This window comes from Vibrio sp. 10N.286.55.E10, assembly GCF_002872555.1.
GTDB classification, from domain to species: domain Bacteria; phylum Pseudomonadota; class Gammaproteobacteria; order Enterobacterales; family Vibrionaceae; genus Vibrio; species Vibrio crassostreae.
Genome location: NZ_MCSD01000059.1, coordinates 1 through 13869 on the forward strand (window position 1 = coordinate 1; position 13869 = coordinate 13869).

Below are 13869 nucleotides of genomic sequence, written 5' to 3' on the forward strand. Positions count from 1 at the left end.
GTCCACTCCGCCACTTATTCAGAGTTTCAGCTCTTTAAAACTGAAATAGGGGTGTAGCTCCAATTGGCAGAGCAGCGGATTCCAAATCCGCGTGTTGGGAGTTCGAATCTCTCCACCCCTGCCATATTTAAGGCTCTAGTCGAAAGACTAGAGCCTTTTTACTTTCTGGTGGCGAAATACTTCATAATCCCCTTTCAGCTTCTTCCACCTCAAATACCTCTCTGTCTATCCCCAAAAAGTTACCAATAATCGTCAACTCTTCTCGAATGCCGACTAGTATAGATAATATGCATCACTTACATGGAACGGTTATGAGGTTATCTTTTGTTTTAGTTGTCCTGTTTTATTCATTTTCTGCTTTGGCAACCCCATGGGAAGAAGAAAAAATCCCGACAAGAAACTCAACCTCATCAATAGGTAGTTATGCTAATGGCTGCCTTGATGGAGCACAGGCTCTACCTATTAATGGTTTGGGGTATCAAATCATTCGTCCCCAAAGAGAACGCTACTATGGTCATACAGAAGCTATAAAGTTTATCGAGAGGTTAGGTGTAACTACTAGCGAGAAACTCAATACTAATTTATTGGTCGGTGATATTTCTCTTCCTAGAGGAGGGCGCTTTTCTTCCGGTCATTCAAGTCATCAAACCGGGTTAGATATTGATATATGGTTAAGGTTAACGAGTAAGAGATTGTCAGAAAACGAGTTAGCTGTGCCTAAACCTGTGAGCGTTGTGGATCTTACTAACTACAAATTGCGTCAATCGAATTGGACTGATGAGCATTTTCAAGTTATTCGTTATGCAGCGAAAGATGAAAAAGTGGTGCGTATTTTTGTTCATCCAGTGATTAAGCAAACCCTTTGTGATCAAGAAGATTCTGACGCAGATGATAGAGCTTGGCTTGGAAAAATCAGACCTTGGTGGGGACATCATTCACATTTTCATGTTCGCTTGAAGTGCCCTGAAGGGAGTTCAAACTGCATAGCCCAAGCAAGCCCTCCTAAAGGTGATGGTTGTGGAGACGAACTTGCAAGTTGGGCTCCGAAAACTATACCTGTTCCTCCTCCTAAAAAAGTCGTAAAAAGTAAGAAAAAGAAGAAAGTTAAAGTGATGCCAAGTCAATGTTTAGCCTTGATATCTAATAAGTAATCGTATCTATCAAGGTTAATTACAGTGGTAACGACACTGGCTTTCTCGTCTCTGAAACTGGAGAAATGTCACACTTTTGTCTAGAGTTTATAAACACTAGATTAAGAATATCGTTTGATATTAATAAAATCAATTACGGTATCAGCAACGGCGATGACGAATTTGACAAGGTTTGGTCAGGGATGGAGTGTTTTGGGGTGAAAGATGCGGCTTATATGCAGTATGCGAAATCAGAGTCTGATACCCGTCGATAGATAATTCAAGGATAAGACTATGACTATGATTTGTGCCAAGGAATTTTCAGAATGGTTAAGACATAGGTTCAACGCTGAAAGTTCTGGTATTTCGATTTCGAGAGATGACATTACCCAACTGACAGGTAGACAACGCTTAGACCCTAGCTTCGTGAATGATGTTCACTATGAATTGATGCAGTATGGAATGGCATTTGTGACTGACACTGGGCGGGAACACTTTTATCTAGTTCCTGTTTCTCAGTCGATAAATTGGCGGGAGCGACTCGAATATCAATTTGAAAAAGAGCTCTTCTGCAATATTTATCCAATCGAAAAGTCAGGATAAAAAAAAGGTTCAACTTACAATAAGTTGAACCTTTTCTCTTTTAGGTCAAGCCTTGAATGATAACAAACTTCTCAAGTAGCTCATCATCAGTTTCAATATGGTTGGGGTCAGTGATGATGCACTTGGTAATCGGGCATACAGATTGACACGTTGGCTTCTCATAGTGACCTTTACATTCAGTACATAAATCTGGATCGATCTCGAAGATACTGTCACCCATAGTGATTGCACCATTTGGGCATTCAGGGTCACACATATCGCAGTTTATGCACTTGTCAGTGATTAACAGAGCCATTGCTTACTTCTCGGTTTTCTAAGTAAAGTTACTTACCTGATGCGTTACGTGTGTCTTGGCCTTCGCTCAAGTTACGCATCAACAAGCCGTACTCTAGATCTAGATCTGCTGGTACAGGGATAAATACAAAGTGACCGTTACCTTTCGCATCTTCTACTGCTTCAGACTTACGGTTTTCCATCATCTCTAGCGTGAAAACAACGTTACCTTTCGGTGTCATCATTTCTAAGCTATCGCCAACTAGGAATTTGTTCTTCACTTCTACTTCCGCTAGGTCACCGCGGCGCTTACCTGTGAATTCACCAACAAACTGTTGAGTGTCTGAGATAGAGTAACCGTACTCGTAGTTTTGGTATGTATCATGAGTGTGGCGGCGTAGGAAACCTTCAGTGTAACCACGGTGAGCTAGGCTCTCTAGTGTACCCATTAGGCTTTCATCGAACGGCTTGCCTGCTACAGCGTCATCGATCGCTTTACGGTAAACCTGTGCTGTACGTGCACAGTAGTAGAAAGACTTAGTACGACCTTCGATTTTCAGAGAGTGGACACCCATCTTCGTTAGGCGTTCAACGTGTTGGATCGCGCGAAGATCTTTTGAGTTCATGATGTAAGTACCATGCTCATCTTCAAACGCTGCCATTTTCTCTTCTGGCTTATGTGACTCAGAAAGTAGAACGACTTCGTCGGTTGGTTTACCAAGACCTAGTGTGTTGTCTGGACGTTCGTCTTGAACTTCTACTTCTTGAATCTCAACACCAGTAGGGTTTGCTTCAACGATCTGACCGTTTTCGTCTTCTTTTGCCGCTTCTGTTTTGTATTCCCAACGACAAGCGTTAGTGCAAGTACCTTGGTTTGGATCGCGTTTGTTCATGTAGCCAGAAAGTAGGCAACGACCAGAATACGCCATGCAAAGTGCACCGTGAACAAAGATCTCTAGCTCTGTTTCAGGGCAGTGTTCGCGAATCTCTTCGATCTCTTCAAGAGAAAGCTCACGAGATAGAATCACACGCTCAACGCCTTGAGTTGACCAGAACTTAACGGTCGCCCAGTTTACTGCGTTTGCTTGAACAGAAAGGTGGATTGGCATCTCCGGGAATGCTTCACGAACCATCATGATAAGACCAGGATCTGACATGATAAGAGCGTCTGGGCCCATATCGACAACAGGTTTAAGGTCGCGAATAAATGTTTTTAATTTAGAGTTGTGCGGCTGAATGTTACATACAACATATAACTTTTTGCCTTGAGCATGAGCTTCATCGATACCAATTTGTAGGTTTTCGTGATTGAACTCGTTGTTACGAACGCGAAGGCTGTAACGTGGCTGGCCTGCGTAAACTGCATCTGCGCCATAGGCGAATGCGTAGCGCATGTTTTTAAGGCTTCCTGCCGGTGATAATAGTTCAGGTACAAATGGTTTTTGTGTAGTCATTGCTTCGTTCTCTAATCTGATCTCAAGTCAGGTTGATACCACCAAGTGATATCAAAGGGGCGCAAATTTTACGCTAAAACGAGTTTGGTTGATAGCCCTAAAGATAGCAATGACATTAAGAAGAGGGCAGAGAGATAAATATAAGCAAGAGTTTGCTAGGAAATAAGCTCAGATACCATCGAAATCTGAGCTTTTAAAATCACAGATTAAGCGTTTGGTTGAGTTAACCCGCCAAGTGATTCAAATAAGTTCGGAAGGAAAACGCTGAACTCACCACATAGAAGTGAGAAATCAGCATCAAAACGCGCAGCTTGGTCTTCACGAGGGATATCATCGTTTTCATCTTTAAGTTCATCGCTGAATTTTAGGCGCTTGATGCTGCCGTCTTCTGCCAGAATGAATTCAATACGATCTTGCCAGTTGATAAGAAGTTTAGTCACCATCTTATTGGCTTCGATGTGGTTCTTAATCTCGTCCGCTTCTAGTTCTTGTTTCTTAACTCGAACAATACCGCCGTCTTCCTGAATCGACTTAAGCTCAGCTTCATCAAGCATTGTGATACCTTGAGGTGTATCACCTGATTTAACCCACTCGGTTAGAGTCGTTTCAATCGCTTGCTCAGGAATAGCGGGCACGACTGGTAGGCTACCCATTGTTTTACGTAGCAATGCTAATACGTCTTCTGCTTTTTTGTAGCTGCTAGCATCAACCACAATGAAACCTTCTTTTGGCATGATCAGCGCGTAAGTAAAGTTACTGCGGCTGAATGCACGAGGAAGCAAATCAATGATGATGTCTTCTTTTAGGCTGTCTTTCTCTTTCTTTTTAAGAGGAGTGCCAGATTCAGCTTCAAGCGTTTCTACTTTTGCGTTCAGCGATTCTTTGATCACAGAAGCCGGTAGCATTTTCTCTTCTTTCTTTGCACAAATTAGAATGCGGTTTTCTGATACGTGCGTCATCATATCGCCGTGTCTACCCATTGCATGTACCCAACCAAACTTCTGTTTGTCTTGGCTACCACAAGGAGTAAAGCGGAATTCTTCAAGTTGTTTCTCTAGCTGATCTGCGTTGAAATCAATATCACGGTTGAAGCGATAGACTAGGCAATTTTTAAACCACATAAATTTTTCTCATACCTTTTTGGAAGTGCTTCATGATATGAGATCTAATTCGATTTGTCCTTAGCTCTGTATCAAAAGTTGTAAAGTGAAACGTTTGAGACAGTTATATGAAAATTTGTTTTCAAAGGTCACAAAAGTGTCATAATTAACTCAGATAATGCAATGCGTTGATTAAATACAAAGGCTATTCAATTATGTCGAGAAGGATTCTGGTCGTTGAAGATGAAGCACCTATTCGTGAGATGCTGTGTTTTGTACTTGAACAAAAAGGCTACCAAGCAGTAGAGGCTGAAGATTACGATACAGCGGTAAACAAGCTATGTGAACCTTTCCCAGATCTAGTATTACTAGATTGGATGCTACCTGGTGGTAGCGGGATAAACTTTATCAAGCACATGAAGCGTGAAGAGTTAACTCGCAACATCCCAGTGGTGATGCTGACGGCTCGTGGTGAAGAAGAAGATAAGGTTCGCGGTTTAGAAGTTGGCGCTGACGACTACATTACCAAACCATTTTCGCCAAAAGAGTTAGTAGCTCGCCTGAAAGCGGTTATTCGCCGAGTAACCCCAACCGCATTGGAAGATGTGATTGACGTTCAAGGTCTTAAACTAGACCCTGTATCACACCGTGTTACCGCGAGTGAAGGTCCAGTAGATATGGGCCCAACAGAATTCAAAATGCTGCACTTCTTTATGACGCACCAAGAGCGTGTATACAGCCGAGAGCAATTACTGAATAACGTCTGGGGCACCAACGTTTACGTTGAAGATCGTACTGTTGATGTACATATTCGACGCCTGCGTAAAGCACTTGAATCTGCAGGTCACGACAAGCTAATCCAAACGGTTCGCGGTGCGGGCTACCGTTTTTCTACAAAGGCTTAGTGTGGCTCGCTACCCAGTTTACGGAGTCCTGAATGGTTGAAAAGTTAACCTGGAAAAAGCTGGCTTGGGAGCTGGCTTTTTTTTACGCACCTTGGGTTTTAGTCGGTTGGATATTCGGCTACCTACCTTGGTTACTGCTGGCTGCCACGGTATTGCAGCTCGGCTGGCATCTACATAATCAAATGCGTTTGTCCGCATGGTTGTGGGATGAGAAGCGTCTAACGCCACCATCAGGTTCTGGGAATTGGGAATCTCTGTTCAACGGTATTTATCGTATGCAGCAGAGACAGCGTCGCAAGCGTAAAGAATTGACCAATCTTATTCGCCGTTTCCGTAACGGTGCAGAATCGCTTCCCGATGCCGTTGTGGTATTTCGCGGTGAAGGTAATATCGTTTGGTGTAATAAGCTCGCTCAATATTTACTTGGGTTTCGCTGGCCGGACGATTCAGGACAACCGATTTCTAACTTGATCCGCACGCCGGACTTCATTAAGTATCTTAATAAACAAGATTTTTCAGAACCGTTAGAGATGCCTTCGCCACTGAATGTGGAGCGTATGCTTGAGTTGCGTATTGTGCCGTATACCGAGGGTGAACACTTAATGGTGGTACGTGATGTTACTCAGCTAAAGCAGCTAGAAGGTATGCGTCGTAACTTCTTTGCTAACGTTTCTCACGAGCTACGTACTCCAATGACCGTACTTCAGGGCTACCTTGAAATGACGGAAGATCCAGACATGGTCGTTGGGCCTATGTGGCCTAAAGCTCATGGTGTGATGACCGAGCAATTGAATCGCATGAACAGTCTGGTCAATCAACTACTCACGCTTTCTAAAATTGAAGCTGCGCCAATGCATGAGCTTGATGAAGTGGTCAACGTTCCCGCTATGCTTGAGGTTCTTGAGAAAGAAGCCGCGAGCTTGAGTGGTGACCGCGAACACAAGCTTGAGTTTGATATTGATAAGAGCCTACGTGTATTAGCTGATGAAGACCAATTGAGAAGTGCGATATCGAATTTGGTTTATAACGCAGTGAAATACACACCACCGGGCGCGACGGTTAAGGTGCGTTGGTACCAGACCAGTCAAGGCGCGTGTTTGGATGTGTCCGATACTGGGGACGGTATTGAGCCACAACACTTACATCGACTCACAGAGCGTTTCTACCGTGTAGATAAAGCACGCTCACGTGATACTGGTGGTAGTGGTCTTGGATTAGCGATTGTGAAACACGCGCTTAGTCACCATGACTCACATTTAGAAATTCAAAGTGAAGTGGGCGTCGGTAGTCGATTCCATTTTACTTTACCAAATCGACTGACCGTATCATGAGTTGCTCGATACGCAGGATGCGTTTTCCAGTCAGCTCATTATTAGCGTTTGTTTTAGTTAACCCTGTGCATGCCGAACAGGGTGTCGATTCTCTTCCTGATTATTCTAAGGTTCCGGGAATTTCTGGGAGCTTATTATCGGTCGGTTCGGATACCTTAGCGGGTATGACGACGTTATGGGTGGAAGAGTTCAAGTCCTACTACCCAAATGTTAACGCTCAAGTCCAAGCATCGGGTTCTTCTACTGCTCCTCCAGCCTTAACCGAAGGGACTGCACATCTAGGGCCAATGAGTCGACCGATGCGCCTGCGAGAAATTGAAGCATTTGAAAGGGAGCACGGATATAAGCCAACAGCACTGCGAGTTGCTATCGATGCGATTGGACTTTTTGTGCATCGTGATAACCCTATTGAGGGGCTCAACTTTCGTCAGATTGATGGCATCTTTTCCGAGACTCTACGCTGCGGAGCGACTAAGCCTCTCAATAGCTGGCAAGATCTCGGAATCGAACAACCATGGGCAAAACATCGATTCCAACTGTTCGGCCGCAATTCAGTATCGGGTACCTATGGTTACTTCAAACAGAATGCGCTGTGCGGTGGTGATTTTAAAAATCGCGTGAATGAGCAGCCTGGTTCCGCATCCGTTGTGCAATCGGTCGCTTCATCAATCAGTGGGATCGGTTACTCAGGTATTGGCTATCGTGTAGCAGGTGTAAAGCTTATTCCTATTTCAGAGCATGGTTCTGATTATGTAGAGCCGACTCGAGCGAATATCTTGAGCGGTGATTACCCTCTATCACGCTTTCTTTATGTGTACGTGAACAAACACCCAGATAAACCGCTTTCTCCTGTTGAGAGAGAGTTCCTCACTTTTGTATTCTCAAAGCAAGGGCAAGAACTGGTAGAGAAGGATGGCTACTTAGCGATACCGTCTGAGTTCGCAGAGCAAGAGTTGGCGAAAGTCGGGCTCTGATTGAGGTCACTACGAACGTAGAAAAGAAACCTATGAACAGCTTGCGATCTCGCAGGCTGTTATTATTTTGATTGTTCGTTATTTTAGTTTCAACGACCATCCAGCGTTGTTCCAACGTTGTTGCTCTTCTCTGAGTTCATACTCAAGCAGTTGGTTTTGGGTCAACCAGTCGCTGTTAGATCCTTTTAATTCCCAGTTATGCTGTTGTTCAATCGTTAGAGTTACGTTTGGTTCAGGTGCTTGATTTCGCTGACGATTAAGTAAGATAGCGAGTCTCAATATACGAATCAGCAGTGTGATTTGTTGTGGAGTAAATAGAGAAAGCTCCGGTAAGTCTTGTAACTTGAGCGCTTTTCTTTGATAGCGAACTAATGTCGAGATCAGACGTTGCTGCTCCGTATTGAAGCCTGGCATTGTCGTGTGCTTAAGCAGATAAGCCGAATGGCGGTGATAGCCTTGAAATGCAATGCTTTGTCCAACCTCATGAAGCAATGCTGTCCAACCAACCAGATCATACAGCTCATTAGTGACTGTAGTAGTCACTTGAGGCTGCACTTGTTTCAATAATGCAAGTGCGAGTACTTTGACTTTCTGGCCATGAGCTACGTCAACATGGTATCGAGAGACCAGCGTTTCGGCAGTTCTTGTGCGAACATCAATATCTTTAAATCTATCCTCCATGTCATAAAGAACGCCTTCTCTTAGGGCACCATCAGAAAAATGTAACTCCTTGATGTCTAGCGTATCCATGACTGCTGAAAGAATGGTGACACCAGCAGCAAACACTGGCTTTCTCTCATCACTTAAACCTGAAAGACTTAAGGTTTCGGAAGATGAATACTCACATAAGTGATTCTTTAAATAGGACAGGCGCTGGGGCGTAATGAGACCGTCGGTGAATCCTAAGCCAATGAGTACCTCTTTTATGGATTTAGCGCTCCCAGATGAGCCAAAAGCTATTTCCCAAGGGGGGTTTTTATATTCTTCAATCAGTGGCATCAATAGACGAGCAGCCGCGGTATAAGCATCTGAAAAGTGTTGTGAGGTTAGCTCTCCTTCAGTAAAGAAACGTTGAGTGAAGCTGACGCATCCCATCGGTAAACTGCGCATAATTAGGGGAGTAAAGCCTTGTCCAGCGACGAGTTCGGTACTCCCTCCACCGATATCAATAACCAACTTTGATTCAGAAGCGGTTTGAGTGTGTTCTACGCCGTTATAGATTATTCGAGCTTCTTCTTGACCAGAAATGATCTCGATTGGAAAAGGAAACAATGGTTTAGCTTGTTCTAAGAAGTCTTTAGCGTTTTTGGCCTTTCTTAGAGTATGAGTCGCAACAACTCTGACATCATCAAGCTCAAAATCCGCTAGTCGTTCTGCGAACACCTTGAGGCATTCTAGGCCTCGCTCGATAGCGCTTTCGGATAGGAAGTTACGTTCATCCAATCCATCACCTAATCTCACTTTCTGTTTGTGTCTGCTGACTAATTGCAGGTGTTGATCGAATACTCGGGCAACCACCATGTGGAAGCTGTTCGAGCCTAAGTCTATGGCGGCAATACATCGAGAATGTTCGTTATCAATTAGCGGCATGATTTCTTCTCTTGTTTGTACTTCTTGCGAGTAAGTTTCTCCATACGTTTAATATAGTGGTAAGTGGAGAGTTGTGACGTTGGGTAATCAAGTGGGGTTGCTGGTGGTTGTATGTAAGGGTTGCTCATCGATTGGTCTAACACTCGAGCTTTGTTGCCGTCTTCAAAATGAAACTCGGTGATATCGATAATGGTTTGCTTGATCTTTGGATCTAAAATTGGGGCAGCAACCTCGATGCGGTGATCAAAGTTTCGAGTCATCCAGTCAGCAGAGGAGATATAGACTTTCGGCTTTCCAGCATTACCAAATATCATCACTCTCGGATGTTCGAGAAAACGATCGACCACACTGACAATCTCAATATGGTCACTGATGTTGGGTATGCCAGAGACAAGAGAGCACATACCACGAATGATCATTCTTACTTTTACATTGGCTTGGCTAGCCTGATAGAGCTTTTCGATGATCTCTCGATCGACCAAGTTGTTGAGTTTTAGAGTGATGCTTGATGGCTTATCCTCTATCGCGTTTTGTATTTCACGATCTATCAACTGATATAGACGTTTTCTTGTATTCTTTGGTGACACAATCAGTTGCTTGAACTGTGATTTTTGATATGGGTTTTCGATATATTTAAAGACTTGCCTCACCTCTTGAGTCAAGTCTTCATTCGCGGTGAGCAGAGAAAAATCGGTATACACGCGTGCTGTAATTTCATGAAAGTTACCAGTGCCAATATGAGCGTAATGCTCCGTATGCTTGCCTTCTTTTCGTTTGATGAGCAGCAATTTGGAGTGGATTTTTAAACTCGGGATACCATGGATGACTTTTATCCCTGCTTCTTGAAGTTTCTTAGTCCATTGAATATTGGCTTGTTCATCAAAGCGGGCTTGCAGCTCGATAACCACCGTTACTTTTTTGCCATTGTGTGCCGCATCGATGATCGAACTGAGCAGTTTAGAGCCTTCCGCAACACGGTAAACATTTATTTTTATGGCGGTTACTTTGGGATCAAAGGAAGCCTGCCTAACAAGCTCAGTGATGTGATTAAAAGTGTGGTAAGGGTAATGCAATAAGATGTCACGAGCTTTTATCGCTTCGAAATAGTTTGGGTAATGGCTGAAATGTGCACACTTAATCGCGGGAAGTGGACGATTAACCAAATCACGTCGGTTAAGGCTAGGAAATTCGCAGAAATGTTTGAAGTTGTGGTAACGGCCTCCGGCGATGACACTGTCATAGTCAGATAATTTAAGTCTGACTTGTAAAAAATTGAGCATTTCAGCTGGCATTTCTGAGTCATAGATAAGGCGTATCGGAAGTGCGGTAAGACGTTGCTCTAAACCTAGAGACATCAATTCTAATAGACTATTTTCATTGTTCTTTTGAAGATCATAATCGGCATCGCGCGTCATTTTTATCGCAAAGCAACGCAATGAGTCATACTCAAAGAACCCTTTAAGCAAGTCATCTAAACAAAATCGAACTATATTATCTAATAAGATCAAAGTAGTACGCTGTGATCCAGAGGTGTCTGGTAACTTAACAAATCGAGGTAGTGCCTCTGATGGGATTTCAAGTAATACGTATTGAGAAGATGTCTCACGCTCGATATCGATGGCTAAGTAACTTTGCTCATCTTTCAGAATATTGAGTAACTGGCTATCTTCGTTCAAGAGGAATGGCGTTAAGCGCGGCAGCACTTTTTTCTTAAAGTACTTTTTGATCCATTCACTCTGCTCTTCGGTGATTTGCTGCTCGTTGACCAGAAAAATACGATTACGCGCCAGTTCCAATAACAGGTCGTTATACAGTTCATGAAATCGAGTATCGAGCTTACTTGCTTTACTCTGCATTTGAGTCAGTAAGGTTTTCTGCGAGTTGGTTTGTTGCTGTGGATCTTGATGTAAGATCTTTCGTTTCACATCAGCAAATCGGACTTTGTAAAACTCATCGAGGTTTTTTGAGTAAATACCTAAAAAACGAACTCTCTCGATTAAGGGGACTGACTTGTCGGCCGCTTCTTGGAGTACTCTTTCGTTGAAGGATAACCAGCTAAGTTCTTTTGTAACATAGTCTTTTTCCATCGAATGATAATCCTTGAGAGCTGCCTATAGAGGTGATTACTTTAAGTTAGAATGACAAAATGCACAAAATTTATGATCTTACTTTAAGAAATATGGCTAACAAACTTGTTATTAGTTTCAGTTGTTTAACGTAACTTGTAATATAATTGTCATCTAACGTACATATTATGTCAGTAGCTAAAAAAAGGTAGATAAACAGATGGCTTCAGCCCAATTTTCATTGAAAGAGCGCGACAAAAAAAGATGGTTGAAAGATCGTCTCGTCCGTTTTTCAGTGACATGTGGTGCCGTCAGTGTCTTAGCTGCTCTGGTATTGATCTTTGTTTACTTGGCGATGGTCATTTTACCAGTATTTTCTGATACTGGTTTAGAGACAGACCGAGCAGTAAAGAGCGTTGCTGTAGAAAAGGCTATCGCCATATCGGTTGATGAATACGGTCAGCATGCATTTACTATCGAAAAAAACGGTTTGGTGAAATTTTGGGATTTAGAGTCTCAAAATACACACTCTTACTTTGAGCGAAATGTTTTAGCCAATCCAATTGCCTTTTCTCGAAACACCCCATCTGAAAACTGGTTTGCTTTTGCCGATAGCGCAAGCAACCTTACTTTTTTCTACCCTGAGTATAGTGCGCCTGTGCTGCAAAAGGGCAGTGAAGCCGAACCTAAAATCGAGCAAATCACTCTCCCTGAGCCATTTTTAAATGACGAATCCTCGAACGAGGCGACAATCGAAAAATTCGCGTTCGCTAAGAATGGACGTGGTATCACGGTTGCCGCTCAGCTAAGTGACCAACGAGTCTTAGTGAAGTGGTACCAAAGTGATATTACGGGTCAGTATATTTTTCAGAAGAGCCAATGGCTATCGGATAAGTTGGGCATACAGCAACAGCTGTTAGTGACACCCGATGGTCAAACCTTATATCTCCGAGCACAATCGGATTTAGTGGTTTTGAAGTTATCAGATAGCGGCTTTAATGTTCGTGAAGTGATTGACCTTAGCTTGAATGATGCGAAGCACTCGGTGAAAAGTATCGATTTGTTGTCTGGGGCCTATTCGCTATTGGTTACGCATGAGGACGGGCAGGTTTCTCAGTGGTTTGATGTTCTCAAAGATGAAAAGCGTAGCTTAACCCATATTCGAGACTTCCAGCTTGCTGAAGAGGTTCAATTTATCCTGCCTGATACTTACAGGAAGGGCTTCTATAGCTTCTACAAAAACGGCACCTTACAGAGCCACTATACGACCAGTGAAAAACTGTCTTTGTTTGAACGGGCATTTGAGAAGTCACCACAATTAGCCGCTATGTCTGCCAATGAACTGCATCTGGCGACGCTGATTGATGGCACCATCAGTGTGGCTAAAGTCGATAACGAATATCCGCAAATCTCATTCTCATCACTTTGGCAAAAAGTCTGGTACGAAAGCTACCCAGAGCCTCAATATGTGTGGCAATCAACGTCGGCTAATGATGACTTTGAAGAGAAATTCAGTTTAGTACCTATCACGTTTGGTACTATCAAAGCCGCCCTGTTCGCGATGATGTTCGCAGTACCTGTTGCTGTACTCGGAGCCATTTATACCGCTTACTTCATGTCTCCTCGAATGCGAAGAGTGGTGAAACCTTCGATAGAGCTGATGGAAGCTCTTCCGACCGTTATCATCGGATTCTTAGCCGGGCTTTGGTTTGCTCCCATTGTTGAAACGCATTTAACGGCCGTTTTCTTGTTAATGGTGTTATTGCCATTGAGCACACTGCTGACTGGGCTTGTGTGGTTCTGCTTACCGAAGATGGTGACCAGTCGTTTTTCTAATGGTTGGCATGCCCTGATATTGATTCCGGTATTGGTGATTACTGTGATTGCAGTATTTATTGCTGAAAATAGTATGGAAGCCTTGCTGTTTGGGGGGGATATTCGTACTTTCTTGGCTAGCTATGGTATCGATTTTGACCAACGTAATGCGCTGGTGGTCGGTTTTGCTATGGGATTCGCGGTTATCCCGACCATTTTTACTATCGCAGAAGACGCGATTTTCTCTGTGCCTAAACACTTATCTGATGGTTCATTAGCTTTAGGTGCAACCGCGTGGCAGACCCTTATTTATGTGGTGTTATTGACGGCTAGCCCAGGTATCTTTTCAGCCATCATGATGGGGCTAGGACGAGCTGTGGGCGAAACGATGATCGTTTTGATGGCAACAGGTAATACGCCGATCCTTGATTGGAATATTCTAGAAGGGATGAGGACGTTATCGGCAACGATTGCTGTAGAGCTGCCTGAATCTGAAGTGGGGGGATCTCACTTCCGCTTGTTGTTCTTGGCTGCACTCTTGCTGTTTATTTTTACGTTTGCGGTGAACTCAGTCGCAGAGTGGGTTCGACAAAGATTGAGAGACAAATATCGTGCACTGTAGTTTTAT

11 protein-coding genes and 1 tRNA gene are annotated in these 13869 nt (G+C 43.4%); 7 read left to right on the forward strand and 5 right to left on the reverse strand.

Annotation, left to right across the window (positions count from 1 at the left end; translation table 11 throughout):
* The first annotated feature begins 47 nt into the window (after nucleotides 1-47).
* The 3 genes from BCV39_RS20310 (at nucleotide 48) to BCV39_RS20320 (ending at nucleotide 1733) form a co-directional block, all read left to right on the forward strand.
* Nucleotides 48-124: transfer RNA gene (locus BCV39_RS20310), tRNA-Trp, on the forward strand.
* 187 nt (nucleotides 125-311) lie between these two features.
* Nucleotides 312-1151: a penicillin-insensitive murein endopeptidase gene (gene mepA, locus BCV39_RS20315; RefSeq protein ID WP_048669225.1), complete on the forward strand. Its 840-nt coding sequence runs from the start codon at nucleotides 312-314 to the stop codon at nucleotides 1149-1151.
* A 273-nt stretch (nucleotides 1152-1424) separates the two neighbouring features.
* Nucleotides 1425-1733, forward strand: coding sequence for a hypothetical protein (locus tag BCV39_RS20320; RefSeq protein WP_048658856.1), 309 nt, complete (start codon nucleotides 1425-1427; stop codon nucleotides 1731-1733).
* A gap of 40 nt (nucleotides 1734-1773) precedes the next feature.
* Here the strand turns inward: BCV39_RS20320 and BCV39_RS20325 are convergent, their stop codons facing one another.
* From BCV39_RS20325 to rdgC, 3 genes are all read right to left on the reverse strand, one after another.
* Nucleotides 1774-2028, reverse strand: a complete 255-nt coding sequence (locus BCV39_RS20325; RefSeq protein ID WP_004735061.1) for a YfhL family 4Fe-4S dicluster ferredoxin — start codon at nucleotides 2026-2028, stop codon at nucleotides 1774-1776.
* Nucleotides 2029-2056: 28 nt separating this feature from the next.
* Nucleotides 2057-3460, reverse strand: coding sequence for a tRNA 5-hydroxyuridine modification protein YegQ (yegQ, locus tag BCV39_RS20330; protein ID WP_048663751.1), 1404 nt, complete (start codon nucleotides 3458-3460; stop codon nucleotides 2057-2059).
* 206 nt (nucleotides 3461-3666) lie between these two features.
* Nucleotides 3667-4581 (reverse strand): recombination-associated protein RdgC, encoded by a 915-nt coding sequence (gene rdgC, locus BCV39_RS20335; RefSeq protein ID WP_017062534.1) that lies wholly within the window; start codon nucleotides 4579-4581, stop codon nucleotides 3667-3669.
* Nucleotides 4582-4775: 194 nt separating this feature from the next.
* On the opposite strand from rdgC, the gene phoB reads away from it, so the two are divergent.
* The 3 genes from phoB to BCV39_RS20350 are packed head-to-tail and all read left to right on the forward strand — an operon-like array spanning nucleotide 4776 to nucleotide 7770.
* Nucleotides 4776-5465, forward strand: coding sequence for a phosphate regulon transcriptional regulator PhoB (gene phoB / locus BCV39_RS20340; protein WP_004735064.1), 690 nt, complete (start codon nucleotides 4776-4778; stop codon nucleotides 5463-5465).
* A 32-nt stretch (nucleotides 5466-5497) separates the two neighbouring features.
* The gene (gene phoR / locus BCV39_RS20345; RefSeq protein WP_019823041.1) at nucleotides 5498-6796 is read left to right on the forward strand and encodes a phosphate regulon sensor histidine kinase PhoR; all 1299 of its coding nucleotides are present in this window, start codon (nucleotides 5498-5500) and stop codon (nucleotides 6794-6796) included.
* Nucleotides 6793-7770 carry a phosphate ABC transporter substrate-binding protein PstS family protein gene (locus BCV39_RS20350; RefSeq protein ID WP_102432986.1) on the forward strand — a complete coding sequence of 326 codons (978 nt, stop codon included), beginning with the start codon at nucleotides 6793-6795 and terminating at the stop codon, nucleotides 7768-7770. Before phoR ends, BCV39_RS20350 begins: the two co-directional genes overlap by 4 nt.
* 78 nt (nucleotides 7771-7848) lie before the next feature.
* On the opposite strand, the gene ppx is transcribed toward BCV39_RS20350, so the two are convergent.
* Together ppx and ppk1 are read right to left on the reverse strand one after the other, a co-directional pair.
* Nucleotides 7849-9360 carry an exopolyphosphatase gene (ppx, locus tag BCV39_RS20355; protein ID WP_102432987.1) on the reverse strand — a complete coding sequence of 504 codons (1512 nt, stop codon included), beginning with the start codon at nucleotides 9358-9360 and terminating at the stop codon, nucleotides 7849-7851.
* Entirely contained in the window at nucleotides 9351-11447 is a 2097-nt protein-coding gene (gene ppk1, locus BCV39_RS20360; protein ID WP_102432988.1) for a polyphosphate kinase 1, read from the reverse strand. The genes ppx and ppk1 overlap by 10 nt, the downstream gene beginning before the upstream one ends.
* 199 nt (nucleotides 11448-11646) lie before the next feature.
* Between ppk1 and BCV39_RS20365 the strand changes: the two genes are divergently transcribed.
* Complete coding sequence (locus BCV39_RS20365; protein ID WP_102432989.1) at nucleotides 11647-13863, forward strand: ABC transporter permease subunit; 2217 nt, start codon at nucleotides 11647-11649, stop codon at nucleotides 13861-13863.
* The last annotated feature ends 6 nt before the right edge of the window (nucleotides 13864-13869 follow it).